Origin of the sequence: Geobacter sp. OR-1 (assembly GCF_000813145.1) — a bacterium.
In the GTDB taxonomy this organism is placed as follows: Bacteria; Desulfobacterota; Desulfuromonadia; order Geobacterales; family DSM-12255; genus Geoanaerobacter.
The window spans coordinates 63,262-89,974 of sequence record NZ_BAZF01000004.1 but is presented as its reverse complement, the minus strand read 5'-3'; the positions used below and the strand labels follow the sequence as shown (position 1 = coordinate 89,974).

Genomic DNA, 26,713 nt, shown 5'->3' with positions numbered 1-26,713 from the left:
CCCCGGGAAACATTGGGGTCAGAAAATATCTTTGATGAACTCTGCAAGCTCTTCGCCTTCATCCTGAGCCTGCACAATGAAGGCTTTGGTCATATTGCCGCTTCCCAGGGTGTTTCCTTCACCACCGGAACGGATATCCTTGATTTTGACCAGCGCTTTGCCGGAAGCAGCGTCCACCAGTTCGGCTTCAATAGAGATGTTGGTCTTGGTGCTCTTCGGCGCCATGAACCCCAGGAACCACTTGGCAGCGCCGACCCCGCCGTTGAACTTGGTAATTTTGCCCTGCAGGATAACCGCCTTGGTCTTGGCCGATCCGTTGCTTTCCACCTTCTTGAAGATGCCTTTTTCCTTCAGATGCTTTACCGTGCTTTCGGTCAGCGCCTTGACAATATCTTTCTCCGCTGCTTCCAGCATCTTCTTCTCTTCATCGTCGATATTGGTAATCTCGGCACCTTTGACCGAGTAATCCTTGACAATGATCGTGTCGTATTTACTGCCGAGCCGGTCGCTGGTCAGGATCTCTTCCTCGTCGAATTTGCCGGGTTTGGAGATGCCGTCTGCCGCCAGGACCGATAGCGGGGTTGTTGAAAGGGCCAGAACCAGTATCAAAAGGGTGAACGCTCTTTTCATTCGATAAACCTCCGGTGTGATGGTGAAATACCCTACATAATTACCACAGTCAGGGGATTTGGCAATATTGACAACTAATGAAAAGGCCGCTTCCATGAGGAAGCGGCCTTTGTGCCTTCAGTGCCGGTCTTGATCAGAACTTGAATCTGACTCCGGCAGTTACGTTGTGGCTTTCGTATTTCAGGTCCGTACTCTGAAACCAGTCTTCGTTGAAGGTTGCCCTGGCGGTTCCAAAGTAGCGATAGCCGAGATCCAGGGAAATTCTGCGGTTCAGGGCGACCTCCATTCCCGCGCCGACCTGGTAGGCAAAGACCGAGTCATTGTCCTTCAGGTAGAGCGTCTGCCTGGTACCGGAATTATCGATGCCGGTTGTGTCGCTCAGGTAGAGGGTGGCGACCCCGATGCCGCCGCCAAAATAAGGAGTGATCGGCGTATCGTTATGCAGATCGATGAAGCCGTTCGCCATGAACGCGAAGACTCCGAGATTGCCGTCGACACTCCGATAGCGAACGCCGGTATCGCGGTCGGTGATGTTCTTCATCTCCGAATGCTTGTAGGAAAGCTCGCCTTCCAGTCGCAGGTAACCGAAGTCGTAGCCGCCGGTGCCACCCAGGAATACGCCCGGATCGAATTCGACCCGGTCGCGGAACGAGGGGGGAGAAGCGAATACGTCGGTGTTGACATCGGTGTCCTGGGCCATGGTCACACCCAGGAACGCGGATGCATATGCGCCGGGTTTGGGCGGGGCGGCGCCGGAGATGGCCGGAACGGCCAGGGTTGCGATTGCCGCAACGACGATAATGGATTTTTTCATTGAATTCCTCCTTTGCTGAACCGTTTCTGCATGATCAAAGTAAAACTAATTGTAATTAGTATAACGCCGGATTTTGCGATTGGTTGACCGTGACGGAAAAAATCAGAAAAATCTGGTCAGACCGACGAGGATCTTGCTGGAGTTGAGCGGCTCGTTCGGTTCGGCGGTGCCGGCGTTGGAGACGTGATGGTAGCGGTATTCGCCGATCAGCGCCAGGTCTTTGCGGAAAAGGTATTGCAGCCCCACCCCACCCTGGTAGGAATAGTTGATCCTGGTTCCCTGGGTGGCAAGCCCCAGATCGTTGTATAGCGGGCCACCGCCGGCAAAGGCGTACGGGTAAAGCTTTTGTTCGCTGAGACCGGTGAATTTCCAGCTGCCGAGCAGGTACAGGCCGGTCATGATCCGGGTGCGCGGATCGACGGTCAGGTGCAGCGGTATTTCCACCAACAGTTCGTGACGCCCCTGGAACAGGCTCCCCTGTGCATGCTCGCCGGAAAGAAACCAGCCGATGCGAGCGATGGCATCGACGGTCTGCACCTGAGTAACGGTAGCGCCGAATCCGCGATGGGTGATGCCGTAGCCGCCGAGAATGCCATATTCTCCGGCAGGCTGCGCATCATCGCCCAAAGATGGCTGTGCTGCGCTAAAGAGCAGAATAATGCCGAAAAAGGCGCAGTGACGGAGCCTCACCATTTCTTTTCGCGCTCCAGTTTTATGATAGCCGGCAGGTTTTTCAGGAATGAAACGATGCTGTGGGGCGATTTCCAGAGCATGCTTGTATATCCCCAGTGGATGCGGTGGCGGCGGTAGAAGCGGCGGATAAACTCGTCGTATAGCCTCTGCAGCTGCTCTTTGGTCATGCCGTGCGGTATGAAGACCGGGTTGACGCAGTTCATCAACGGCCACTCCTCGTTGAACTCGCCATGCTCGCGTATGGTTGCATAGACCGGCGCGCCGGGGAACGGGGTAAACATGGTGACGTTGATCTCGTCCAGCGGCAGTGCCAGGGCATAGTCGATGGTACGGCGGATCGTCTCCTCTGTTTCGCCGGGCAGCCCGACCATGAACAGACCCTTGACCCGCATCCCCGTATCCTTAACCAATTGCAGTTTTTGCTGCACCTCATCCAGGCCGTAAAATTTGCGGTGCTTCTTGATCACCTCCGGATCGCCGGACTCGATGCCGAAATTCACCTGCCAGCAGCCGGAGCGTTTCAGCAGTTGCAGCAGCTCGGCATCCACATGCTCCAGACGGGCGATGCAGTTGTAGCCGACCTGCAGCCCTTGTTTCTCTTTCAGGGCACAGAACTCCGCCACCCGTTTCCGGTCGGTGGTGAACAGGTCGTCGTAGAAAAAGACATGGCGGATGCCATAGTTGCGGTGCAAGTGGGCCATGTGTTCGACGATGTATTCCGGAGAGTTGAAGCGGAAGCCGCGGTTGAAGACCGAGCGGTCGCAGTAGGAGCACTGGTAGGGGCAGCCGCGGCTGGAGATGATGCTGGTGTTGGGCGCTTTGGGGTAGCTGAAGAGCGGCAGGAAGTAGCGGCGAGGGAATTCCGGGAGCAGGTGGTAGGCCGGGAACGGGAGGGTATCGAGATCCGGGATCAGCTCCCGTTCAGAAGACAGCACCCCTTTGCCGTTGACGCGGCTTGCAACGCCCGGGATGGCAGCGATATCGCGGCCTTCGGCGGTCACCAGTTCGTAAAAGGTCTGCTCACCTTCGCCGATCACCAGGCAGTCGATGGCCGGAAAGCCGTCGAGCAGGCTTGCCCCGGCGGAACAGGCGTGGGCGCCGCCGAACACGGTCATGATCTGCGGGGCCAGCTCCTTTAGCCGGCTGGCGATATCGTACCCTTCGAGAAATGAGGAGGTGGTGCAGGAAAATCCGACCAGATCCGGGCCGTGGCGGACGATCTCCTTGACCAGTTCGCTTTGCGGCAGCGGCGTTGCGTAACAGTCGATGATCTCCGCAGCTACGCCGCGCTGCTCCAGATAGGCGGCGATACTCATGATCCCCAGGGGAGGCATGACATTGAAGATGGTGGTGATGTCCGGACCTGACCCAAGCCAGTTGCTGCCGTGGGGGTGGACAAAGAGGACCTTCACGGAAAAACCTCGTCAAAGGGGTTGTGGAAAGCCCTCATGCTAATCGGTTTTAGCGGAGAAAGCAAAAAATATTACACCGCCGTGTGCCGGATATCTTTCCCCTTGACCATGAAGATCACCATTTCGGCCACGTTGGTGGCGTGGTCGGCGATCCGCTCCACGCACTTGGCCACATGGTTGATCTTCATTGCCCTGGCAATTGTGGCCGGATCGGCCATCATGAAGGTCAGAAGTTCCCGCTGGATCTGCTCGTTCAGGTCATCGACAAACTGGTCGTCGCGGCAGACCTTGAGCGCCAGCTGGTCATCGCCGGCAACAAAGGCGTTCAGCGCCTCCTTAACCATGACGCTGGCGTGGAGCGCCATGCGGGGCAGGTCGATGTACGGCTTGAGCGGTGGCAGCTCGTTCAGCTCGATGGCACGCTTGCCGATGTTCCGGCACTGGTCTCCCATCCGCTCCAGGTCGGTCACGATCTTCAATGCCAAGGTGATGAACCGAAGGTCGCGGGCCGCAGGCTGACGCCTGGCCAGCACCTCCAGGCAGCGCTCGTCGATATCCATCTCCAAGCGGTTTATCTTGTGGTCAAAGGCGATGACCTTTTCGGCCAGGACCGAATCCCGGTCCACAAGGGCCTTCAGGGCGTCGTTGATCATGAACTCGACCTTGCCCCCCATTTCCAGGAGCTTTTCGCGGATCTCGTTAAGTTCGGTGTCGAATTGTTTACTGTAATGTTCCCGTTCCATTTGAAAACCTCGTAAAAGGTGAATTGTGAATGGTGAAAAAAATGTGAATGGTGAAAAGTTAAAGGTAAAGTATTTATTCACTATTCACCGTTTATTACCCGAATCTGCCGGTAATGTAGTCCTCGGTCTGCCGCTTCTCCGGCGTGGTGAAGATCTTCTTGGTCAGCCCGAATTCGATCAGCTCCCCCATGTAGAAAAAGGCGGTGCTGTCCGATACCCTGGCGGCCTGCTGCATGTTGTGGGTGACGATGATGACGGTGTACTGCTCTTTCAGCTCCTCGATCAACTCCTCGATCTTGAGGGTGGCGATCGGGTCGAGGGCCGAGCAGGGCTCGTCCATCAGGATCACTTCCGGCTGCACCGCTATGGTCCTGGCGATGCAGAGCCGCTGCTGCTGCCCCCCGGAGAGGTCCATGGCGCTGGTCTTCAACCGGTCCTTGACCTCATCCCAGAGAGCCACCCGCTTCAGGCACGATTCAACGATATCTTCCGCATCTGATCTTTTCAGGCTTCCTGTCAGCTTGTACCCGGCGACAACATTGTCGTGGATTGACATTGCCGGGAACGGGTTCGGTTTCTGAAAGACCATGCCGATTCTTCTTCTGACCGCGACAGGATCAACGGCGCGGTCGTAGATGTCGGTATTGTCGAGCATGATCCGGCCGGTCACCCGGGCCGAGGGGACCAGGTCGTGCATCCGGTTGAGGCTGCGGAGCACGGTGGACTTGCCGCATCCTGACGGGCCGATGATGGCGGTCACGCTGTTTTCCGGAAAGTCCAGCGAGACATCCTTGACGGCGTGATTGCTGCCGAAGTGGACGTTCAGGTTTTCAAGGGTTACTTTTGTTTGCATATATCAATGATCCTGTAGGGGCAACCCTATGTGGTTGCCCATGTATTAGGCGGCCACACAGGGCCGCCCCTACGAATACCTTTTCTGCCTGCCGAAATAGCGGGCCGCCAGGCTTAAGGAGAACATTATCACCACCAGCACCAGTGCTCCGGCCCAGGCGAGTTTGTGCCAGTCTTCATAAGGTGCTATGGCGAAATTGAAGATCTGCAGCGGTATTGCGGCCATCGGTTCGGTCAGTTTCCTGCTCCAGAACTGGTTGCCGAGCGCTGTAAACAGGAGCGGCGCCGTCTCGCCGGCGATCCGGGCAATGGCGAGGAGGATGCCGGTGATGATTCCGGTCCGGGCGCTGGCCAGCGTCACCTGAAGGGTGGTGCGCCAGAGCGGCACCCCCAGGGCCAGCGACGCCTCGCGCAGGGTTCCCGGCACCAGCTTGAGCTGCTCTTCGGTGGTCCTGAGCACAATCGGGATCATGATCAGCGCCAGGGCCACGGCGCCTGCCAGGGCGGAGAATCCCTTCATCGGCACCACCAGCAGTGTGTAGGCGACCATGCCGGTGATTATCGACGGGACGCCGGCGAGCACGTCCGCCGAGAAGCGTATGGCATCGGCAAACCGGTTGTGACCGTATTCGGTCAGGTATACAGCACCGAGAATCCCTACCGGCAGGCCGATCAGTGACGACATGGCGATCATGATCGTTGACCCGGCCAGGCCATTGGCCATGCCGCCGCCGGTCTCGCCGGTCGGCTTGGGGATCTGGGTGAAGAAGTCGAGCGATATGGAAGAAGCCCCCATCTTCAGGATATGGACGAAGATGATCCCGAGCGGGGCCAGAACAGCTAACGTAGCAGCAACCATCAGCAGTGTCATCAGGCCGTTCTTGATCAGGCGGATCGAAGGGGTCCGTTTCATGCGCTCCTCCCGGAATTGCCGCGGGTGACGCTCCAGATCAGCAGCCTGGCCATGATGTTGATGATCAGGGTCACGACCAGGAGAATCAGGCCGATCTCCATCAGCACCGAGGCGTGGAGCTTTGAGGTGGTCTCGGCAAACTCGTTGGCAATTACGCTCGGCATGGTGTAGCCGGGGGCGAGAAGCGACAGCGCTATCTGCGGGGTGTTGCCGATTACCATGGTAACGGCCATGGTCTCGCCGATGGCCCGCCCGAGGCCGAGAATCACCGCACCAAGGATGCCGGAACGTGCGTACGGCAGCAGGGCCACTCGCAGCATCTCCCACCTGGTGGCACCCAGTGCGTAGGCGGCCTCTTTCTGGGCCGTGGGTACGGCAGTAAGCACCTCTTTGGTGATCGAGGTGATGATCGGCACGATCATGATCATCAGGATGAAGATCGCGGCCAGCATGCTGACCCCGTATGGCGCCCCTTGGAACAGCGGGATGAAGCCGAAATGGTCGATCAGGAACGGCTGCACCGTCTTCTGCAGCCATGGCGCCATCACCAGCACCCCCCAGAGACCGTAGATGACACTGGGGATTGCCGCCAGCAGTTCAACCAGGGAGGAGACCGCTCCGCCGAGCTTCTTGGGGGCGATATCGGTGATAAACAGCGCGGTGCCGACGGAGAGCGGGGTTGCCATGAGTATGGCCAGGATGGAGGAGACCACCGAGCCGTACAGAAACGGGAGCGCGCCGAACTGCTCCTGGACCGGGTCCCAATCTTTGCCGATCGTGAACCCCCAACCGAACTTTCGTATCGCCGGCAGGCTCTCCTTGATCATTTCAAAGGCCATGATCAGCAGAATCAGCAGGATGCTGGCGCTGAAGCCGAGGGTCAGCCAGCGGAACAGTCGGTCTCCCCAGGCTTTATTGCCTGAGATAAAGGCTGTTTTGGCTGCTGCTGTTTCTCTGTCCATGGCGGAGGTCATAGTTTTCGTAATCTCCATCAGTTCGTAGCCTCGTTGAAACAATTATACCGGCAAAAAATACGGGGGCACTATTCATGCCCCCGCTGAGCCTTCAGTACTTGATGCCTTTAATGGTCTTATCCACCATCTTGGCAACGTTTGCCGGGAGCGGCGCATAGAGGAGCGGGCCAGCCAGTTTCTGCCCCTTGTACAGGCTCCAGTTGAGGAACTCGACCAGTTTCTGCCCCTTGACCTTGTCCTTCTGCTGCTCGTACACCAGCAGCCAGGTGAAGCCGACCACCGGGTAGGTGTCCTTGCCGGGCTGGTTGACCAGCGAGATCCGGTAGTCGGCCGGCATACGCTTCGCCGCACCGCTAGCCGCGGCGCTGATCGACTTGATGGTCGGCTCTACGAACTTTCCGTCCTTGTTCTTGAGGAAGGCGTACGGGAGCTTGTTTTCCACGGCATAGGCCAGTTCCACGTAGCCGATGGAGAACTGGGTGTTTTTCACTTGGCCCGCGACACCTTCGTTACCCTTGCCACCCAGGCCGACCGGCCATTTTACCGATGGTCCCTTGCCGACCTTCTTGGCCCATTCCTGGTTTACGCTGGTCAGGTAGTCGGTGAAGATGCTGGTGGTGCCGCTGCCATCCGAGCGGTGTACGACCACGATCGGTTTGTTCGGGATCTTCACGCCGGGGTTGTCGTTGGCGATCTTCGGATCGTTCCACTTGGTGATCCTGCCGAGGAAGATGTCGGCTACGTCTTCGGATGAGAGCTTGAGGCCGGATGGCACTCCGGGGAGGTTGTAGGTGACGACCACGGCGCCCATGACCGTCGGGATGTGAAGCAGTTTTCCCGGAGCTCCTTGCAGTTCGCTGTCGGAGAGGAACTTGTCGCTGGCGCCGAAGTCCACGGTCTGGGCCGTTATCTGCTTGATGCCACCGCCGGAGCCGATGGACTGGTAGTTGAATTTGACGCTCTTGTCGATCTTGGCGTACTCGCTGAACCACTTGGAGTAGAGCGGGTAGGGAAAGGTCGCGCCGGCGCCGTTGATCAGGGTTTCGGCAGAGGCGAGGCTTGCCAGCGACAACAGCCCGGCAGCAGCAATGGCGGCAATCTTTTTGAACATATATTGCTCCTTTTTCGTTATGATTTCGTCTCTTTTCGTTGATCATATCGTAATCGGGTTTTGTTGCAGTTGTGTTACAGCCGGGAAAAGATCCGGTGAAACATCAAAATCTCCTTGCGAGGCGAACTTTCTCACCATGACCTGCAGTAGCGATTTTTCATTGCGGAGCAAAATATATTCAAGTCCAGCCTGCCGACACCCGATGAGTTCCATTGATATATCTGTATACCGCTGTTGGTTCGCGCCGGTTTGTATTCTTGGCCACCATCGTCTCCCAGAAGTTGCATGAATATAAACCAATGTTTGGCCGGGAAGAAGCTGCGTCATAATCCTCTACCGGGATGGAACCTGACTGAAAAGGCGTTTGCGAGTTTCATTTTAAACATACCGAATAAATGGATCAGGAAAGCGATTGATGCCGGAACCCCAAATTCAGAATCTCAAAGGGAAAATTTTTGCCGGTGTTACCACAATTCTCTTTGCTGTGGCAGCAATTTCCGCCTGGAATTTTACTGCCGAATACCGGCAGACCATGGAAACGGCCCGGCGCACTACGGCTGCCTACGCCAAGGCATTGGCGGAGCATGCGGAAAGCTCACTGGCAGAGTCGGACCTGGTTTTGAAGGGGATCATTCGCGAGATTGGCAATGATGCTTCGCTTGCCGTCATGGATCAGAAGCAGCTGTTCGATATCATCACGCAATATTCCCTGGGTGCGCCGCAGATTGGCATGGTGTTTCTCGTCAACAAGGACGGCCAGTTGTTCATAAACAGCAATTATTTTCCGCCGAAACAGGTGAGTGTGGCGGATCGGGAATATTTCCGGCAGTTTCTGCAACACCCGGAGACGGAACTCTACATATCAGACCCTCTCTTCAGCAGACTGACCGCGCAATGGCGCTTCAACCTGATGCGCCCCATCCGGAATAAGGACAACGGCATCGAGTATCTGATCGCGATCGCTTTCAATACGGAGTATTTTAAGAACTTTTTCCCCCAGGAAAGCATGGGTAAAAAGGGGAAGATCCGGCTGATAAAAGAAAATGGCGCACCGATTGTGAATGAGCCTGGCGGGAAGACGGAATATGAATTCAACTTCACGGGAACGCAGCTGTTTACCCGGTATCTGCCGCAAAGCCCGGTCGGAACCTTTGCCAAGGTATCCGATATCAGCGCCGAGCCACGTATCATTTCATACCACAGGCTCAGCCGGTTTCCGGTAGTTGCGGTCGTATCACTGGACAAGGGTGAGGTGCTGTCCGCCTGGTACCGGCGTACCGTGCTCACCGTGTTCCTGCTCGCCGCGTTAAGCGCCGCCGCCATCATCCTGGTCCGGATGCTGTTCAAGCATCTGGATCATCTGCACCTCTCCCGGGAGACGATTTCCGATCAGCAGCAGCAGCTGAAGACACGGCTTAACCTCCTGGAACGTATTGCCACCGGCGCTGAACTTACCACCATACTGGACCAGATCGTTCTGATGGTGGAAGCGGAATGTCCCGGAGCGCTCTGCTCCATACTGCTGGCCGACGAGGCTGGCGAAAGGTTGTGGCATGGTTCCGCCCTAAACCTCCCAGATTCCTACAACAAGGCGGTTAACGGCATTCCCATCGCTCCCCGCATCGGCTCCTGCGGCACGGCGGCCTATACCAGAAAAAGGGTGGTAGTGGAAAAAATTGAGGGGCATCCGTTCTGGAAAAATTTCGCCCCGGCCAGCGAAGCCGGCCTGAAAGCCTGCTGGTCCGAGCCGATCATCTCTTCAGACCAGGAACTGTTGGGCACTTTTGCCATTTATCACAAGATAGAAAAGTCTCCCGATGCCGAGGATCTTTACCTGATTGAAGCTGCTGCTCACCTGGCTGCCATCGCCATTGGCCGGGTCCGTCAGGAAGAGGCGCGGCAAAAGCTGGAGGCGAAACTGCTGCACATGCAGAAGATCGAGGCAGTCGGGCAGTTGGCAGGCGGAGTGGCCCATGATTTCAACAATCTTCTGACCCCCATAATCGCCTATGCCGACATGCTGTTCCATAACCTGGAAAAGGATGAGGGGAACCAACGGAAGGCTGAAAGCATCCTTTCGGCCGGGCACAAGGCAAAGGATCTGACCCAGAAACTCCTCTCCTTCGGCCGCAAGCAGACCCTGGTCATGGCGCCCCAGGACCTGAATGAAATCATCCGATCGTTCCAGGACATCATGCGCCGGACCATCCGGGAAAATATCGCCATCTCCTTAAGCCTTGCCGAGCCCCATGCCATGGTCTCCGTTGATCGCGGCCAGATCGAGCAGGTCCTCCTGAACCTGGTGATAAACGCCCAGGACGCCATTGAAGGCAAAGGCGACATCAGGATCGAAACCGGCCATGTATTGCTGGACGATGAATACACAAGGCTTCATCCCGGTATGCACAGCGGCCGTCATATTCTCTTTGCCTTCTCCGATACCGGGTGCGGCATGTCCGATGAACTGATCAAACATGTGTTCGAACCGTTTTTCACAACAAAGTCTCTCGGCCACGGCACCGGGCTCGGTCTGGCAACGGTGTACGGCATCATCAAGCAGCATAACGGCTATATAAAGGTATCCAGCAAAGAGGGAGACGGTTCGGCATTCATAATCTACCTGCCGGAATTCACTGGTGAAGTTTCCGGCGTCACTCCGCTTCCCCCTGCATCAGCCCATCCCCCGGAATCATTGCTGTCCGGGCGCAAAACAATCCTTCTGGTGGAAGATAACGTAGTTGTGCGTAAAATGATGGGGGAGATACTGGAAAACAACGGCTTTCTGGTGCTGGAGGCAGAGTCACCCGCAGATGCCGTCAGCTTGGCTGCCATACCGGAAAACCAGATCGATCTCCTGGTGTCGGATGTAATCATGCCGGAGATGAACGGCAGGGAGCTGTATGAAATAATCAGCCGGGCCCATGTTGAACTCCCGGTTCTGTTCGTATCCGGCTACACCAGCGATATTCTCGATCAGGGCAAACCTTTGGGGAATGAAATCAATTTCCTGTCAAAACCGTTTACAGTGGAACAATTTCTTAAGCGGGTAACCACAATGCTGCAGAATCGGTCATGGGCAACTGCAAATGAAACGGTCACTGTCAATTAAAGTTCCGCTGCTCCTATTGACTGCCATCATGGGCGGTATTGTCGCGCTGTTGGTAGCCACTACCCATTTCATCGGCGAAAGCCACTGGCTTATCGCCATTGTTTGCGGGCTGGTGCTCTCTTTCATCGCTCTTATTACCATAATGCTCCATTACCAGGCGGAACTGGCAATGGCGAAGAAAAATCTGGATGATGCCCAACGGCTTGCCGAGATCGGGAGCTGGGAGCGTGACATCCGGACCGGCAAAGGATACTGGTCCGAACACCGATACCGGATGTTCGGCTTGACCCCTCGTGCAACGGCGCCTGGCCTGGACGAGTTCTACCGGCTTGTTCATCCCGATGATGTTGAAACGGTGAAATATGCCATGTTCCGGGCAATCAACGAGCTGCACCCCTATGAGGTGCATTATCGCCTGGCCAATGATTCCGAGCAGAGAATTTTCTGCAGCAGAGGCACGGTGATTGCCGATCAGGCAGGAAAACCATTGACCATTGTCGGCACAACCCAGAACGTGAGCGAAAAGTTGAAAGCGCAGCAGGCGGTTGAAGAGCTCCTGAAGCAGAAGGACCTGTTCATCCGCCGTTTGGGGCATGACCTGAAAACACCCCTGACGCCGCTCGTCGGGCTTCTTCCCCTGGCACTTGCACGGGCGGTTGATGAAAAACAGCGGCAGTGGCTGGAGACCTGCATCGCCAATGTGCAGCATATCCGTGAACTGGTTGCCAACTCCATGCAGCTGGCCAAAAGGTTCAAGCCGACCAGTTTCAAGTTGAATCTTTCCGATTTCCAACTGGCTTCCGCAGTGGATGACTTTTTCTCCTTAATGGACGAGCCGGTGCATCAGCATGAGCTGAAGGTGATAAACCGCATACCGCGGGATATAACCGTGCATTCGGACCGCTCGGAGATCCAGGAAGTCTTCTCTTTGCTGGTGCAGAATGTGATGCAGTTCGCTCCCAAAGGGTCAAGCCTGACCATTGCCGCAGAAGCGGAAGGCCCTCTGGTCTGTGTGTCCGTGCAGGACGAAGGCATGGGGCTCAACGATGAAGAGCGCCTGCAGATATTCGACGAATTTTACAAGGGCGATCCTTCGCGTCACGAACTGCGTTCATCCGGGCTTGGCCTGGCCATCTGCCGCCAGATCGTCATCAATCATGGGGGGCGTATCTGGGCTGAGAGCCCGGGTAAGGGTATGGGCGCCACTATTAAGTTTACGCTCAGTTCAGGGGGGAATAATGGAATTACACAGCTTTCCGGAAAAAGTGATGATAGTGGACGACGAGCCTTACATACGCAAAACAGTACGGGAACTTCTCGACATCCAAGGGATCGCCCTTCTATCCGCCGCAAGCGGCGATGAATGCCTGCAGTTTCTGCGGCAGGGTTTCCGGGGGGTCATCCTCATGGATGTTATGATGCCGGGTAAAAATGGCTGGGAAACCATTCGGGAGATGAAAAGCGAAGGGCTCCTTGCCGGCAACATCATTTCCATGCTGACTGCCTTGGATACCCCTGACGAACAGATGGATGGGCTCCAGGAGCTGGTAATCGACTACATCACCAAACCGTTCGAGCCATATGAATTCATTGCTTCAATACGCTCTTATCTCGATTGCTTTGAGCAGATGGGGAGTGAGGGCCAATAGATGTCACACCTCAATCTTCTCATGATAGGCTCGTCCACCGGCGGTCTCAAGGTTCTGGAAGTGCTCTTCCCCAGGCTCCCGGTCCTGAACGCCGCGGTTGTTATTGTGCAGCATATAACGCCACTGGTTGACAAATCGTTTGTAACCTCGTTGCAAAGGGTTTCGGTCATGCCGGTCAGCCTGGCACAAGAAGGGGACTCGCTCCAGCATGGCAAGGTGTTGCTGGCGCCCGGAGGGGTGCATCTTTATCTAGTCAACAACCAGAAAATCCACCTGGCGGCAGGGGAACGGGTCAATTCCGTATGCCCGTCCATCGATGTGAGCATGCTCAGTGTCACCCCCGGAAGAGGGGGCAAAATGGTTGGGGTAATACTTACCGGGATGGGGCGTGACGGTGCTGACGGCATTGTGCACATGAAAAAATGCGGCAGCGTCACCATTGCCCAAGACCAGAAAACCAGCGTTATTTACGGCATGCCGAAGGCCGCGGCGGAAACCGGAAGCATCGATTTTGTCCTGCCGATAGAGCGGATTGCGGCCAAGCTGAGGGAGATGTTCGGGTAGCGTCTCGAATACATGAATCAAGAGAAGGAGGGGATCATGGGGTTCACGAGGTTCAGGAACTGGCGGATTCAGTACAAGATCATGACGATTTCGGTCATCAGCGTCATCATGATGATGATAGGCCTGTTCGCCTATCTGCTGCCGTTGATCGAAAAACGTATCAACAGGGAAAAACAGGACGCCACCCGCCACATTGTCGAGATGGCTGTCGGTATTGTCGAGTTCTACGATGCCAAGGTCAAGGCGGGCGCACTTCCGCTTGAGCAGGCGCAGAAGGAGGCTGCCGAACAGATATCGAAGCTGCGCTATGAAAAGAAGGAGTATGTCTGGATCAACGATCTCGGCAAACCGGTGCCCAAGATGATCATGCATCCGACGATTCCGGCGCTGAACGGCAAGGTGCTTGATGACGCCAAATTCAACAAGGCCACGAAATCGATCGACGGTCTGGCCGGGGAAACCAGAAAACTGGATAACAAGAACCTCTTTGTCTCCTTCAACGAGGTGGTGGATCGCGCGGATCACGGGTTTGTGAACTACGAATGGCCCAAGCCCAAGGAGGGCGGGGGCACGACCGCTGAACTGTATACCAAGCTCTCCTATGTTCAGAAATACGCCCCCTGGGGATGGGTGCTCGGCAGCGGCATCTATATTGACGATGTCAAGCGGGATGTCAATACCGTCAAGTGGCTGCTGGTAGGTCTTAACATCTCTTTTGCCATGTTCATGCTTCTGCTTTGCTACTTCATAAGCCGGGGCATAACCCGTACCCTGGGTTATGTTGACAAGAGTCTGGAAGAGATGGCGAGCGGCGGTGGCGATCTGACCCGCAGGCTTCAGGTGGAGCGTGACGACGAAACCGGCTCCCTGGCCAATTCCTTCAACAATTTCCTCGACAACCTCAAGGAGATTGTTGTGCGCATCAACCAGAACTCGGTGGAGGTCGCCTCATCCGCCGACCGTCTCAACAGTAATTCGGAAACCATTGCCCTTGGCACGGAGAAGGCTGCCACCCAGGCGACCTCCATTGCCATTGCCTGCGAGGAGATGGCCGCCACCTCGGCGGAAATCGCCCAGAACTGCATCCGCACCGTTGAAATATCCAACCGTGCCACCGACACCGCCCGCAGCGGTTCCGAAGTGGTCAGCCATGCCGTGCAGAGCATTCAGCGGATCGCCGACAAGGTCCAGCAGAGCGCCAAGACCGTGGAATCGCTCGGCACCCGTTCGGAACAGATCGGCAATATCGTCGGCACAATCGAAGATATCGCCGATCAGACCAACCTGCTGGCGCTGAACGCAGCGATCGAGGCTGCCCGCGCCGGTGAGCAGGGTCGCGGTTTTGCCGTAGTCGCCGACGAGGTGCGTGCGCTCGCCGAACGTACCACCAAGGCGACCCGCGAGATCGGCGAGATGATCAAGACCATCCAGGTGGAAACCAGGTCAGCAGTGGGGGCCATGGAGGAGGGGGTCAAGGAGGTCGAACGGGGAACAGAGGACGCCTCCCGTTCAGGTATCGCGTTGCAGGAGATCCTTGCGCAGATAGCCGACGTGACCAGCCAGATCAACCAGATCGCAACCGCTGCCGAAGAGCAGAGCGCAACCACCAATGAGATCAGCAAGAGCATGCATGAAATAACCGACGCTGTCAGCAGCGCGTCGCACAATGCCAACGACACGGCCGGAGCCGCAGGCCAGCTTGCCGGTATGGCAGAGGAGTTGAAGCGGATCGTCGCCCAGTTCAGGATGTAATCGATTCAGTATGTGCGGATCAAGCCCCCTGTCGCCTCAATACCGGCGGCAGGGGGCTTTTGTTACATGCAGTAAGCTGATGGGATTCCGCTATGTTGCGATTTGACACTGGCTAGGTTGCAACTAATGAGCTTACCTGTTACTCTCCGCCTCATGGAATCAAGTCAGGCACTTTCTCCACCGGTTGCAGTCCCCGATCAAAACGACAAAGCTTTGCCCATCCTCTTTCAGGACGATTACCTGGTTGCGGTGAACAAGCCGTCCGGTCTGCTGGTGCACCGGAGCCCGATCGACCGGCATGAAACCCGGTTCGCACTGCAGACGGTCCGCAATCAGACCGGGCGCAGGGTCTACCCGATCCACCGGCTCGACAAGCCGACCTCCGGCGTCCTTTTGTTCGCCTTTTCCCCTGAAATCGCTCGAACTCTCGTGGAAAGTTTTACTGCCGGAGCGGTGCAGAAGTCATACCTGGCAGTGGTGCGCGGCTATGCGCCGGATGATGGGACCATCGATTATCCGCTGGTTGAGGATCAGGACAAGCATGACCATATCTATACCGGGATTGAGAAGGAAGGGCAGGCGGCAGTGACCGATTTCAGAACCCTGGCCCGGATCGAACTCCAGTCGGCGGTCGGCCGCTATGACACCTCACGCTACTCGCTGGTCGCGCTGTCGCCCCGTACCGGGCGCCGCCACCAGCTGCGGCGGCACTTCAAGCATATCTTTCACCCGATCATCGGCGACACCCGCTACGGCGAGGGGCGGCACAACCGGTTCTTCAGGGAGGAGTTCGGCATGCACCGGCTCCTGCTTCATGCCGCTGAACTGACATTTCCGCATCCGGTCACCGGCGTTCCGGTCGAGTTGACCGCACCGCTTGATCGTGAATTAATGGCGCTGCTGGCAAGGCTTGGCTGGCTGAATGCCGTGCCGCCGGGGTGGAGGTAACGGGAAGTTACGGTTTTTTCAACGTGACCCTGAAGATCGCCCCTTTTCCAGGCGGGCTGTCCACGCTGATGCTGCCGCCGTGAAGCTGCACGATATGCTTGACTATCGCCAGACCGAGGCCGGTGCCGCCCAGTTCGCGGCTGCGGGCAGTATCCACCCGGTAGAACCGCTCGAAGATCCGGGGCAGGCTCTGGAGAGGGATCCCCGGCCCGGTATCGCTGATGGAAATTGTGACGTCGGCGCCGCTGCTGGCGACGCCGATGTTCACCTCGCCCCCTGCCGGGGTGTATTTGATGCCGTTGTCGAGCAGGTTGAAAAACACCTGCTCGATCCGTCTCTGATCGGCAAGCACGGTTGTTCGCTCCGGGATCTCCCCCAATTTCAAGGCAACCCCTTTTTCATTGCTGCCCATTTCCAGGAGTTCGGCGGCATGCCGGATTGTTGTCACTAGGGCCACCGGCCCGAGTTTCAGGTTGAAATTGCCCGATTCCATCTCCGACAGGCTGAGCAGGTCGGAGATCAGGGCGGTAAGCCGTTCGGAGTGGTTCAGGATGACCGACAGGAACTGCTGCGAGCGTTCCGGGTCTTCGGCCAGCAGCCCGCCGAGCAGGGTCTCGGCATAACCCCTGATCACGGTTACCGGCGTACGTAGTTCATGGGAGACATTGGCGACAAAGTCCTTCCTGATCTTTTCCAGCCGTTTCAGCTCGGTAATATCGTGAAAGACCGCGACCACGCCGCTGACCCTGTCGCCATCGAGCAGTGGCACCCAGTGGGTGAGGACGATTTTTTCCGCCGGAATCTCGATGGTTATCTCCTGGATATGCTCGCTTTTCTTCTGCAGGCATGCCCGGAACGAGTCGTGCAGGCCGGGGTGACGCGATATTTCCATGAGCGGCCGGCCCGGGATCTCCTCCTGCACGTCAAACAGGGCGCAGAAGGCAGGGTTGGCCAGGGTCATGATCCCTTCGTTGTCAGTGACCATCACCCCTTCCCCCATGCAGCGGAGGATGGCATCGAGTCGGTTCCGCTCGGTGGCGAGGCTGTGAATCTGCTCCTGCAGCCGTTCCGCCATGTCGTTCATGACCCTGGCCAAACCTCCGAATTCGTCGTCCCGCCTTATCTGGATCCGTCGCGACAGGTTGCCCGAACCGATCTCAGCGGCAAGTTGGGATATCTGGCGCATGGGGCGGTAGACGAGCTGGGAGAGGATGGAACTCAGGGCCAGAGCGATCAGGGCGGCGATCAGGATCGCCACGGCAAGGGTGGAGTGGAGCTTGAGCTTCAGCTGGTCGACCGAGTTGAGCGGCAGCGCCAGCCTGATGGTCCCGGTTCCTGTTCCCCCGAGGTTGATCGGTGCCGCGACATAGAGCATTTCCGAGCGGAGGGTGGTCGAGTAGCGTATTGAACTCCCCCGCCCTTGCTGTAATGCCTGGATGACCTCGGGCCGGTCTTTATGATTCTCCAGATCCGCGAGTTTTTCGGGCGGGACTTCGGAATCCCCGGCAACCCTGCCGTCAGGCGCAATGATCGTAACCCTTGCCTTGCTTTGCCTGCCGATTTCGGCAGCGAGCCGTGGGGCATACCGGTTCAGCTCCCCGGACTCCCGGTTTACGGCCAGGGCAGCAATCCCTGCCTGGCTGAACAGATGCTCCGACAGGTCTACAACCAGGTGGCGTTCCAGGATCGGCACCAGGTAGGCATACAGCACGCCTCCCATTGCCGCGGTCAGCAGGATGAATGCAGCGAAGATCTTCCAGCGGATAGAGAATTTCATTCAACCTCCATCCGGTAGCCGAATCCGCGGATGGTCTTGATCAGGTCGCCGGCCGTGCCGAGTTTGCTGCGCAGGCGGGTTATGTGGGTATCTACGGTCCTGGTGTCGGCGTCACTGCTGTATCCCCAGACAGTGCTCAAGAGCTGTTCGCGGCTCTGCATCCTGCCGATCCTCTCCATCAGCGTCAGCAGCAGTTTGAATTCGGTGATGGTCAGCGTTATCTCCCGGCCGCCGGACATTACCTTGTGCGATTCGGTGTCGATTGAAACCGGTCCGGCCCGGAATACCTTTGCTTCGGGTTTTTCATTGCTGCTTCTCCTGAGGATCGCCTTGACCCTGAGAAGCAGTTCCCGGGTCGAAAACGGCTTGACCAGATAATCGTCGGCGCCGACCTCGAAGCCGACCACCTTGTCGATCTCTTCCCCTTTGGCAGTGACCATCAGGACCGGAATGGTTGCGCAGCGCTCATTTCTGCGGATTGCCCTGCAGATCTCGATGCCGCTGATTTCCGGCAACATGAGATCGAGTATGACCAGGTCCGGCTTTTCGCTGAAGACCCGATCAAGGCCGCTTCTGCCGTCAGTCGCCACAGCCGTCCGATACCCTTCCTTTTCCAGGTTGAAGGCAATCAGCCCGGCCAGGTCGCGTTCGTCTTCGATTATGAGAATTTTCATCTGTTCCGGCACCTCTGGAGAAATGGTAACAGATTATCAGCAGATTGTTACAGGCGTGTGTCCGGTTTGCTGAGAATTTGTGAAACAAGAAAAGGTTGTGAATGCCCGTAACTGTGGCATAATCCAGTAATAGCCTGCAAATGCCGCGAATCAGCGCAATCATTCCAGAGGACCCAGATGCCCCCAGATAATAGCCGGACCAAATACTTTCCCTTTGAAATCCAGGTAAACAGCGCTTCCTGGCTCACCATGGGTCTGGCGGAGGTGTCGGAAAAAATCCGCCTCGGCCAGTTGCCGCTGGTGATGTTTTTCCGGGAGCTCGCCCTGCGTGTCTCGGTAAGGCCGGGACGACAGAAGCCGCCGGTCCAGGCCGGTATGCTGAACCTCTATGCCCTGTTGACCAGGATCTACCGGATTCTGTGCGACCGTTATTTTTGCGAGCAGGAGCCGGGGGTGCTGGCGGCAGTGCTCGAACGGAGCGGCTTTCCGTTCGGATCACCCGAATTTGCAGCGCTTGCGGAACGTTTCGGCGCGGTATTCCCGCCTGGCGCCGTTCTTTCCGGCGACACCCCGGATTTCAAGGCATGGATCGGGGTTGACGAGCTAGGTCTGCGCCGGTATGAGCTGTTCCGGGAGCTGCTGCTGATCCGTCTGGCGGCCGATAACCGGGCTCTGGACAGCTTCCGGGAGATCCTGGACGACACCGAACTGGCGGCTACCAGCCGTTACCGGCAGGCCTGCGCCGGCATTGAGCGGGAACTCGAAAAATCACCGGCCGTGGCGCCGTTTGATATCTCTCTGGCGGAACTGCTGCGGCTGCCGCTCAGGGAGGCGCCTGACTCCTTGTATGATCAGCTGGAGTTCATCCGCAGAGAGTGGCGGGCCGTACTCCCGGAGGATATCCTGCTTGAGATCCAGACCGCCTTTGCGGTCGTGGAGCAGGAGAGCCGCGTTTTCGCCCCCCGTGGCGAGCCGGGCGGGATCGATGTCCTGGAGTTCGGCAAGGGGAGCGGTGTTAACGATTATTACCCGGAGCCGGAGCGGTTTTCCGCCGACACCGACTGGATGCCGAACGTGGTGCTGCTGGCCAAGATGGTCTATGTCTGGCTGGGGCAGCTCTCGCGGCAGTACGGCGAAGAGATCAGGACACTCGACCGGATACCGGACGCAGAACTTGACCGCCTGGCCCGTTGGGGAGTCACCGGGCTCTGGCTGATCGGGATCTGGGAGCGGTCGCCCGCTTCCCAGCGGATCAAGCAGCTCTGCGGCAATCCGGATGCCATCTCCTCGGCCTATTCGCTCTTCGACTACACCATTGCCCTTGATCTCGGCGGCGAGCCGGCGCTCTGGAACCTGAAGGAGCGGGCGCTGAAACGGGGGATCAGGCTTGCCAGCGACATGGTTCCGAACCACACCGGCATTTACTCCAAATGGACCATCGAGCACCCGGACTGGTTCGTGCAGCTCGATTACCCGCCGTATCCGGGCTATTCCTTCACCGGTCCTGACCTCTCCTCGTCGCCCGAGATCAGCCTGCATATCGAGGACGGCTACTGGGAAAGGCGCGATGCCGCCGTGGTCTTCAAGTATTACGACCATCGGGACGGCCGGACACGTTACATATATCACGGCAACGACGGCACCAGCACCCCCTGGAACGACACGGCCCAGCTCAATTACCTGAATCCCGAGGTGCGCGAGGCCGCTGCCGGGACCATCCTCCATGTGGCGCGGATGTTCCCGATCATCCGTTTCGACGCGGCCATGACCCTGTCCAAGAAGCATTACCAACGGCTCTGGTTCCCGCAACCGGGGCACGGCGGCGTGGCGTCGCGGTCCGAGCACGGCATGAGCAGGGAGCAGTTCGATAGCGCCATGCCCGAGGAGTTCTGGCGCCAGGTGGTGGACCGCGTGGCGGTCGAGGCGTCCGACACGCTGCTCCTGGCAGAGGCGTTCTGGCTCATGGAGGGGTACTTCGTCCGGACCTTGGGTATGCACCGGGTCTACAACAGCGCCTTCATGAACATGCTGAAGATGGAGGAGAACGCCAAGTACCGCCAGACCGTGAAGAACGTGCTCGAGTTCAATCCCCAGGTTCTGCAGCGCTTCGTGAACTTCATGAACAACCCGGACGAAAAGACGGCAGTGGAGCAGTTCGGCAAGGAGAACAAGTATTTCGGCGCCTGCGTCCTGCTGGTTACCATGCCGGGCCTGCCGATGCTGGGGCACGGCCAGGTGGAAGGGTTCCACGAGAAATACGGGATGGAATACAAGCGGGCCTACTGGGACGAGCCGGTGGATGAGCACCTGGTGCGGGAGCACGAACGGCGGATCTTCCCGCTCATGTGCCGCCGCTGGCTGTTCTCCGGCGCCGACAATTTCGTGTTCTACGATTTCTGGGTTGGCGATCAGGTCAACGAGGATGTCTTCGCCTACTCCAACCGGGCCGGCGGCCATCGGGCGATCATTGTCTATCAGAACCGGTTTGCCTCGACATCCGGGTGGCTCCGGAGTTCCACCTCTTTTGCGGTCAGGACCGGCAACGGCGAGGAGATGGCTCTCCGCCAGACCTTGCTCGGCGACTCGCTCGGGTTCAAGGGGGATGGCCGGCATTATTACATCTTCAAAGACTATGCTTCCGGTCTCGAATATATCCGCAACGGCCGTGAACTCTGCAATGAGGGGCTGTTCGTGGAGATGGAGGCGTACGAATACCACGCGTTCATGGATTTCCGGGAGATATGGGACGACGAATACGGCACCTGGGGCACTCTCTGCCACCAGCTGCAGGGGCGGCCGGTTGAGAGCATTGACGAAGAGGTGAAGCTGGTCAGGTTTGCCCCGTTGCTTGACACCCTGGAAGACATCCTCGACCGGCATGCCGGTCTGCTCTCCGGAGATTTCCGTGAGCTGGACGCAAAAAGCCTGGAAAAGATCCGGGACGCATTTGGTGACGATCTTGCCCGGTTCCTCGGCGAGCTGGCCGCTTTGGCCGGGCTGACCGGCGCTCCGGAGCCGATTGTCACGGCCGTTTCCAAAGAGCTTCTGTACCTGGAAAGCCTTAGCGGGGAAAAAACAGCGACGCATCCTGTTAACGGGTATACGGCGCGACTGCTGGCCTTTGCCTGGCTCTGCCTGCACCGCACCGGCGAGCTGGAGCAGGGGGATGAGCCGGCAGCCGTGACCACCGAACTGGTGGAGCGGTTCGGGCTGGTCCGGCCGATCCGCGATGAGCTCTATGCCGAGGGTGGCGGTGTGGATGACCCGCTGGCAACCTTGGATGTGGTGAGCATCATCCGCCTGTTCAAAGCCATGCTTCACTGGCAGGAGCTGCTGGCTCTGCCTCTGAAGGAGCAGGAGGAGTGGCTGTTAGACCTCCTCGTTGACCGGAATGTCGCACCCTTTATCGGCCGCCATAGCAGCGGGCCGCATGAATGGTTCGTGAAGGAACGGTGGGAACTTCTGGTCGCCTGGCTTGAACTGGCCACGCTCGTCAACGAGGCCGGCCTTGCCAGGAGCGGCAAGGTCTCCGCGGCAAGAGAAAAAGCGGTGCACAAGGGCGCCGCAGCGCTGGTGAAACGGGCCGAGAACGCAGGATACCGGGTAGACCTGTTTCTGAAGCCGTAGGGGCGGTTCGCGAACCGCCTCTAAATACAATGAAAATTTGAAAGAGCCTCCGTGAAATCCGACACCTCTGCAAATCCGACCAAAGATGCCCTCTGCGCCCAGTTCATGGGGCGCGAGGAACGGATGCTGGCCTTGGTCCGCCGATATTTCTCCGTTGAAGAGCTGCAGTCGATCAGACGCCGCCTGATCGGCAGCGGCTTCATCGGCGGCAAGGCGGTTGGCATGCTGCTGGCGCGCGCCATCCTCAAGGCCGACCGGGACGGCGGCTGGGAACAGATGCTGGAGCCGCATGACTCCTTTTTCGTCGGGACCTCGGTCTTTGACGCCTTTGTCGAGCACAACGGCTGGCTCGATATCATGCGCGAGCAGCGGAGTGAAGAGGGGTATCTGAGCAGCGCCTCCCGGCTGCGCGAGCTGTTCCCTGAAGGGGAGTTCCCGCCGGCGATCCGCGCTGAATTCCGCAAGATGCTGGATCATTACGGCCAGTTCCCGATCATTGCCCGTTCATCAAGCCTTATGGAAGACGGCTTCGGCAACGCCTTTGCCGGCAAGTATGACAGTTTTTTCTGCGTCAACCAGGGGCCGCTGGAACAGCGGTTGCGGCAGTTCGAGGCAGCCGTGCGGAGGATCTACCTCAGCACCGTGAGCGATGAGGCGCTGCAGTACCGCTTGCGTCGCGGCCTGGCCAGCCGGGAAGAGCGGATGGCGATCCTGGTGCAGCGGGTGTCCGGAAGGCGGCAGGGGGACTATTTTTTCCCGGCCTTTGCCGGGGTCGGCATCTCTTACAACACCTTTGTCTGGAACCCATCGATCGACCCGACCGCCGGGATGCTCCGGATGGTCGTCGGGCTCGGCACCAGGGCCGTAGACCGCGTCGAGGGGGATTATCCGCGGATCGTCTCCCTTGACCAGCCGATGCTGCTGCCGATGGGGGACCAGGAAGACTTGCGGCGGTTTACCCAGCGGGACGTCGATCTCCTGGATATTGCTGCCAACGATATCCGCACCATCTCCCTGCGGGAACTCCTTGGCCAGGAGCACCGTTTGCCGCTGGAGTTGTTCGGCAACCGGGACGTCTCAGGCCTGATCGTGACGTTTGAGCGGCTCCTCACCAGGACCGGTTTCAGCGAGACCATGCGCCGGCTGCTGGCAACCCTGGAAAATGCCTACGGCTACCCGGTGGATGTCGAATTTACCGGCAACTTCATCGATGAGCGCAACCTGGAGATCAATATCGTCCAGTGCCGCCCCCTCCAGACCCGCGGCGTGCAGTCGATGCGGGTGGAGATACCGCCCCGGCCCGATGAGGAGTCGCTGTTCCGGTCACGGGGAAGCTTCATGGGAGGGAGTATCGTGCAGCCGCTGCAGCGGGTGATCTCGGTCGATCCCGAACGGTACACCAGCCTGACCCTTTCCGACAAGTATGAGCTGGCACGGATCATCGGCCGCCTCAACCGGATGATCCCGTCGCGCGAAGAGCTGCCGACCCTGCTGATGGGGCCGGGGCGATGGGGGACCACAACCCCGTCGCTCGGTGTTCCGGTAAGGTTTGCCGAGTTCAATAGCGTGAGCGTGCTGGCTGAAGTCGCTTTTTCGGCCGGTGGCCTGATGCCCGAGCTTTCGTTCGGTTCCCATTTCTTCCAGGACCTGGTGGAGTCGGGGATCTTCTATGTTGCCCTGCACCCGGAACGCAGAGGTTGCTTCCTGAACGACAGGCTGCTGGCAGCGCTGCCGAACCGGCTGGAAGAACTGCTGCCGGACGATGCCCGGTTTGCGGGGGTGATCCGGATTGTGGATCTGCCGGAACGGTTTACCCTGCTGGCCGACATCGTCAGCCAGGAGCTGGCCTGTTACCGCGCGGAACCGCGTGAGCCGGAACCGGTCATTCCCGGACTGAACCTGGAGCAGCCCGCCGGGTTCGTCACGAGCGGCTTACCCGGTCTGGATTCGGTGCTTGGCGGGCTGCGGCTCGGGGACAATGTTGTCTGGCGCGTCGACAGGATTGAAGATTTTCACGACTATGCCCGGCCGTTTGTCTCCTCAGCCCTTGCTTCCGGCCGGCGGGTCGTTTATATCCGCTTTGCCGGCCACGAACCGCTGGTTGAAGACCCGGCAATGGTCAAGGTTCACAACCTTGACGCCCTGCGCGGATTCGAGTCGTTTACCGTCAAGCTTCATGAAATCATCGGCCAGGAGGGGCGGGAGGTCTTTTACCTCTTCGACTGCCTGTCGAGCCTGCTCGATGCCTGGGCCACCGATGCCATGATCGGCAATTTCTTTTCCGTCACCTGCCCCTACCTGTTTGAGCTGGACACTGTCGCATATTTCCCCCTGATCCGGGGGACCCATCCTTTTACGACCATTGCCCGGATCCGCTCCACCACCCAGCTGCTGCTCGATCTGCATCGGTTCGAGGGGAAGTCGATCCTGCACCCGCTCAAGGTCTGGCGGCGTTTTTCCCCGACCATGTTCCTGCCGCATCGCCACCAGGGCGACCGCTTCGAGCCGGTCAAGGCGAGCTGCGACGCTTCCAACCTGTTCATCGGGCTGCACGGCACCAGGGCGGAAAAGGCGGTGCCGCATATCGACCATTGGGAATGGCTGTTCATGAAGGCCAGGAAGCTGGCGCGCGGCAAGGGGAGCGACCGGAGCCGACAGGTGATGGTGGACAACCTGTGCCGGTTGCTGTTCGGCTCGGATAAGCGGATGCTGGCGCTGGCGCGGCGCCATGTCACCCTGGAGGATTTCCTCTGGATCAAGGAACGGATGATCGGCACCGGGTACATCGGCGGCAAGGCCGCAGGGATGGTGGTTGCCAGGGCCATCCTGGAGCGGGACCAGGAGTTCGACTGGACCGGCGTGCTGGAACCCCATGATTCGTTTTTCATCGGCTCGGACCTGTTCCACACTTATCTGGTCCATAACGGCTGGTGGAAGGTGTTCATGGAGCACAAGAGCCCGGAGGGGTACCTGGAAGGGGCGGCCAAGCTGCGCAAGCTCCTGCTGCTCGGTTCATTCCCGACTGGAATCTGCGAGGAGTTCCAGAAACTGCTGGAATATTTCGGCCAGTACCCGATCATCGTGCGGCTCAGCAGCCTGCAGGAGGACGGTTTCGGCAATGCCTTTGCCGGCAAGTACGGCAGCTTCTTCTGCGTAAACCAGGGGACGCCGGAAGAGCGTTACTGCCAGTTCGAAGAGGCAGTACGGCTGGCCTATGCCAGCACCATGAGCGAAGATGCCCTGCAGTACCGGCTGCAGCGGGGACTGGACCAACAGGAGGAGCAAATGGCGCTCCTGGTGCAGCGGGTTGCCGGGGCCTACCATGGCCGGTACTTCTTCCCGGAGATCGCCGGAGTCGGCCTGTCGTACAATACCTTTGTCTGGGACGAGTCCGTGGACCCGCACGCCGGGATGCTGCGGCTGGTGTTTGGCCTGGGAACCCGTGCCACTGCGCGGGTAGCGGGCGATTATACCCGGATCGTATCGCTGGATCATCCGGCCATGGTGCCGTTCGGCACCCCGGAGAGCTGCCAGCGGTTCAGCCAGCGCCAGATCGACCTGCTGGACATCGAGGAGAACGAGTGCCGGACCATGCCGATCGCCACCCTGCTGGCGGAAGGGGTGCCGCTGCCTGAGGTGTACCGGTCGTACGGCACCACGCTGCCGCGGCGTGGCGGGAGCGGGGTCGAAAAAGGACTGACCTTTGATCGGCTCCTTAGCGGGCAGGATTTCCCGGAAATCATGGGGCGGCTCCTGGCCACCCTGGAACGGGCCTATGATTACCCGGTGGACGTGGAGTTCACTGCGACCTCGTCCTGGAGCGGCGGGCTGCGGATCAACCTGGTCCAGTGCCGGCCGCTGCAGACCAGGGGCGTTCAGGTGCGAAGGGTCGAGATCCCTGGCGACCTGCCTGAAGATGCGGTGCTTTTCCGGTCCCATGGGCATTTCCTGGGTGGCAGCATCCATATGCCGATTCGCAGGGTCATTCATATCCCGAGCGGTGCATTCCTGGCCTTGCCGCTAAATGAGCGTTATGAGATCGCCCGGATCGTCGGCCGTCTCAACCGGTTGGCCCCGTCGCGCGAGGAGCTGCCGACGCTGTTGATGGCCCCCGGACGGCTCGGGACCACGACGCCGGAGATGGGTGTCCCGGTCCGGTTTGCCGAGATCGACCGGATGGCGGCCCTTGCCGAGCTGTCATTCTCTGCCGGGAGCCTTGCCCCGGAACTCTCGTTCGGGTCGCACTTCTTCCAGGATCTGGTCGAATCGGGGATTTTCTACGTCGCCGTGTATCCCGAGGAGAAGGGGTGCATGACCAACGAACAGCTGCTGGCAAAGCTTCCCAACCGCCTGGCCGATCTGCTCCCCGATGATGCCGGGTTTGCCGAGTACGTGCGGGTTGTCGACCTGGCAGGGGAGTTCCGGTTGATGGCAGATATTGTCAGCCAAGGTGTGATCTGCTGTAAATGAG

20 protein-coding genes are annotated in these 26,713 nt (G+C 58.4%); 8 read left to right on the top strand and 12 right to left on the bottom strand.

Annotated features, from left to right (window positions below):
- Positions 1-18: 18 nt before the first annotated feature.
- From OR1_RS05485 to OR1_RS21955, 10 genes are all read right to left on the bottom strand, one after another.
- Positions 19-630 carry a DUF4410 domain-containing protein gene (locus OR1_RS05485; protein WP_041970540.1) on the bottom strand — a complete coding sequence of 204 codons (612 nt, stop codon included), beginning with the start codon at positions 628-630 and terminating at the stop codon, positions 19-21.
- A 133-nt stretch (positions 631-763) separates the two neighbouring features.
- On the bottom strand, positions 764-1,444 hold the full coding sequence (locus tag OR1_RS05480; protein WP_041970538.1) for an outer membrane protein: 681 nt from the start codon (positions 1,442-1,444) through the stop codon (positions 764-766).
- A gap of 102 nt (positions 1,445-1,546) precedes the next feature.
- Positions 1,547-2,137, bottom strand: coding sequence for an acyloxyacyl hydrolase (locus OR1_RS05475; protein WP_082002819.1), 591 nt, complete (start codon positions 2,135-2,137; stop codon positions 1,547-1,549).
- Positions 2,131-3,549: a B12-binding domain-containing radical SAM protein gene (locus tag OR1_RS05470; protein ID WP_041970537.1), complete on the bottom strand. Its 1,419-nt coding sequence runs from the start codon at positions 3,547-3,549 to the stop codon at positions 2,131-2,133. Before OR1_RS05470 ends, OR1_RS05475 begins: the two co-directional genes overlap by 7 nt.
- Positions 3,550-3,620: 71 nt before the next feature.
- Positions 3,621-4,292 (bottom strand): phosphate signaling complex protein PhoU, encoded by a 672-nt coding sequence (phoU, locus tag OR1_RS05465; protein ID WP_041970536.1) that lies wholly within the window; start codon positions 4,290-4,292, stop codon positions 3,621-3,623.
- A 94-nt stretch (positions 4,293-4,386) separates the two neighbouring features.
- The gene (pstB, locus tag OR1_RS05460) at positions 4,387-5,145 is read right to left on the bottom strand and encodes a phosphate ABC transporter ATP-binding protein PstB (protein WP_041970534.1); all 759 of its coding nucleotides are present in this window, start codon (positions 5,143-5,145) and stop codon (positions 4,387-4,389) included.
- A 69-nt stretch (positions 5,146-5,214) separates the two neighbouring features.
- Entirely contained in the window at positions 5,215-6,057 is an 843-nt protein-coding gene (gene pstA, locus OR1_RS05455) for a phosphate ABC transporter permease PstA (protein WP_041970532.1), read from the bottom strand.
- The gene (gene pstC / locus OR1_RS05450; protein ID WP_041970776.1) at positions 6,054-7,019 is read right to left on the bottom strand and encodes a phosphate ABC transporter permease subunit PstC; all 966 of its coding nucleotides are present in this window, start codon (positions 7,017-7,019) and stop codon (positions 6,054-6,056) included. Before pstC ends, pstA begins: the two co-directional genes overlap by 4 nt.
- A 103-nt stretch (positions 7,020-7,122) precedes the next feature.
- On the bottom strand, positions 7,123-8,142 hold the full coding sequence (gene pstS, locus OR1_RS05445; protein WP_041970531.1) for a phosphate ABC transporter substrate-binding protein PstS: 1,020 nt from the start codon (positions 8,140-8,142) through the stop codon (positions 7,123-7,125).
- Positions 8,143-8,184: 42 nt separating this feature from the next.
- Positions 8,185-8,469: a hypothetical protein gene (locus tag OR1_RS21955; RefSeq protein WP_152609817.1), complete on the bottom strand. Its 285-nt coding sequence runs from the start codon at positions 8,467-8,469 to the stop codon at positions 8,185-8,187.
- 88 nt (positions 8,470-8,557) lie between these two features.
- Between OR1_RS21955 and OR1_RS05440 the strand changes: the two genes are divergently transcribed.
- From OR1_RS05440 to truC, 6 genes are all read left to right on the top strand, one after another.
- On the top strand, positions 8,558-11,251 hold the full coding sequence (locus OR1_RS05440) for an ATP-binding protein (protein WP_041970529.1): 2,694 nt from the start codon (positions 8,558-8,560) through the stop codon (positions 11,249-11,251).
- Positions 11,229-12,614 (top strand): PAS domain-containing sensor histidine kinase, encoded by a 1,386-nt coding sequence (locus tag OR1_RS21400; protein WP_082002817.1) that lies wholly within the window; start codon positions 11,229-11,231, stop codon positions 12,612-12,614. Before OR1_RS05440 ends, OR1_RS21400 begins: the two co-directional genes overlap by 23 nt.
- Complete coding sequence (locus OR1_RS05435) at positions 12,520-12,900, top strand: two-component system response regulator (RefSeq protein WP_193377088.1); 381 nt, start codon at positions 12,520-12,522, stop codon at positions 12,898-12,900. Before OR1_RS21400 ends, OR1_RS05435 begins: the two co-directional genes overlap by 95 nt.
- Positions 12,901-13,464 (top strand): CheB methylesterase domain-containing protein, encoded by a 564-nt coding sequence (locus tag OR1_RS05430; protein WP_041970527.1) that lies wholly within the window; start codon positions 12,901-12,903, stop codon positions 13,462-13,464. It abuts the gene before it with no gap.
- A gap of 36 nt (positions 13,465-13,500) precedes the next feature.
- The gene (locus tag OR1_RS05425) at positions 13,501-15,216 is read left to right on the top strand and encodes a methyl-accepting chemotaxis protein (RefSeq protein WP_041970526.1); all 1,716 of its coding nucleotides are present in this window, start codon (positions 13,501-13,503) and stop codon (positions 15,214-15,216) included.
- Positions 15,217-15,369: 153 nt separating this feature from the next.
- Positions 15,370-16,164: a tRNA pseudouridine(65) synthase TruC gene (truC, locus tag OR1_RS05420; RefSeq protein ID WP_193377087.1), complete on the top strand. Its 795-nt coding sequence runs from the start codon at positions 15,370-15,372 to the stop codon at positions 16,162-16,164.
- 7 nt (positions 16,165-16,171) lie between these two features.
- Here the strand turns inward: truC and pnpS are convergent, their stop codons facing one another.
- Together pnpS and OR1_RS05410 are read right to left on the bottom strand one after the other, a co-directional pair.
- Positions 16,172-17,941: a two-component system histidine kinase PnpS gene (gene pnpS, locus OR1_RS05415; RefSeq protein ID WP_041970525.1), complete on the bottom strand. Its 1,770-nt coding sequence runs from the start codon at positions 17,939-17,941 to the stop codon at positions 16,172-16,174.
- Positions 17,938-18,615 carry a response regulator gene (locus OR1_RS05410; RefSeq protein WP_041970524.1) on the bottom strand — a complete coding sequence of 226 codons (678 nt, stop codon included), beginning with the start codon at positions 18,613-18,615 and terminating at the stop codon, positions 17,938-17,940. Before OR1_RS05410 ends, pnpS begins: the two co-directional genes overlap by 4 nt.
- A 177-nt stretch (positions 18,616-18,792) precedes the next feature.
- On the opposite strand from OR1_RS05410, the gene OR1_RS05405 reads away from it, so the two are divergent.
- Together OR1_RS05405 and OR1_RS21395 are read left to right on the top strand one after the other, a co-directional pair.
- Positions 18,793-22,242: an alpha-amylase family glycosyl hydrolase gene (locus tag OR1_RS05405; RefSeq protein WP_041970523.1), complete on the top strand. Its 3,450-nt coding sequence runs from the start codon at positions 18,793-18,795 to the stop codon at positions 22,240-22,242.
- A gap of 51 nt (positions 22,243-22,293) precedes the next feature.
- A complete protein-coding gene (locus tag OR1_RS21395) occupies positions 22,294-26,712 on the top strand; it encodes a PEP/pyruvate-binding domain-containing protein (RefSeq protein ID WP_082002816.1) in 4,419 nt (1,472 codons plus the stop codon).
- Position 26,713 lies beyond the last annotated feature (1 nt).

Coding starts and splice junctions, on each gene's coding strand:
- pstC (WP_041970776.1), bottom strand. CDS start 7,019: ATGGACAGAGAAACAGCAGCAGCCAAAACAGCCTTTATCTCAGGCAAT.
- OR1_RS05485 (WP_041970540.1), bottom strand. CDS start 630: ATGAAAAGAGCGTTCACCCTTTTGATACTGGTTCTGGCCCTTTCAACA.
- OR1_RS05430 (WP_041970527.1), top strand. CDS start 12,901: ATGTCACACCTCAATCTTCTCATGATAGGCTCGTCCACCGGCGGTCTC.
- OR1_RS21400 (WP_082002817.1), top strand. CDS start 11,229: ATGAAACGGTCACTGTCAATTAAAGTTCCGCTGCTCCTATTGACTGCC.
- OR1_RS05480 (WP_041970538.1), bottom strand. CDS start 1,444: ATGAAAAAATCCATTATCGTCGTTGCGGCAATCGCAACCCTGGCCGTT.
- truC (WP_193377087.1), top strand. CDS start 15,370: ATGGAATCAAGTCAGGCACTTTCTCCACCGGTTGCAGTCCCCGATCAA.
- OR1_RS05475 (WP_082002819.1), bottom strand. CDS start 2,137: ATGGTGAGGCTCCGTCACTGCGCCTTTTTCGGCATTATTCTGCTCTTT.
- pstS (WP_041970531.1), bottom strand. CDS start 8,142: ATGTTCAAAAAGATTGCCGCCATTGCTGCTGCCGGGCTGTTGTCGCTG.
- OR1_RS05410 (WP_041970524.1), bottom strand. CDS start 18,615: ATGAAAATTCTCATAATCGAAGACGAACGCGACCTGGCCGGGCTGATT.
- OR1_RS21955 (WP_152609817.1), bottom strand. CDS start 8,469: ATGACGCAGCTTCTTCCCGGCCAAACATTGGTTTATATTCATGCAACT.
- OR1_RS05425 (WP_041970526.1), top strand. CDS start 13,501: ATGGGGTTCACGAGGTTCAGGAACTGGCGGATTCAGTACAAGATCATG.
- pnpS (WP_041970525.1), bottom strand. CDS start 17,941: ATGAAATTCTCTATCCGCTGGAAGATCTTCGCTGCATTCATCCTGCTG.
- OR1_RS05435 (WP_193377088.1), top strand. CDS start 12,520: ATGATAGTGGACGACGAGCCTTACATACGCAAAACAGTACGGGAACTT.
- pstA (WP_041970532.1), bottom strand. CDS start 6,057: ATGAAACGGACCCCTTCGATCCGCCTGATCAAGAACGGCCTGATGACA.
- pstB (WP_041970534.1), bottom strand. CDS start 5,145: ATGCAAACAAAAGTAACCCTTGAAAACCTGAACGTCCACTTCGGCAGC.
- OR1_RS05405 (WP_041970523.1), top strand. CDS start 18,793: ATGCCCCCAGATAATAGCCGGACCAAATACTTTCCCTTTGAAATCCAG.
- phoU (WP_041970536.1), bottom strand. CDS start 4,292: ATGGAACGGGAACATTACAGTAAACAATTCGACACCGAACTTAACGAG.
- OR1_RS05440 (WP_041970529.1), top strand. CDS start 8,558: ATGCCGGAACCCCAAATTCAGAATCTCAAAGGGAAAATTTTTGCCGGT.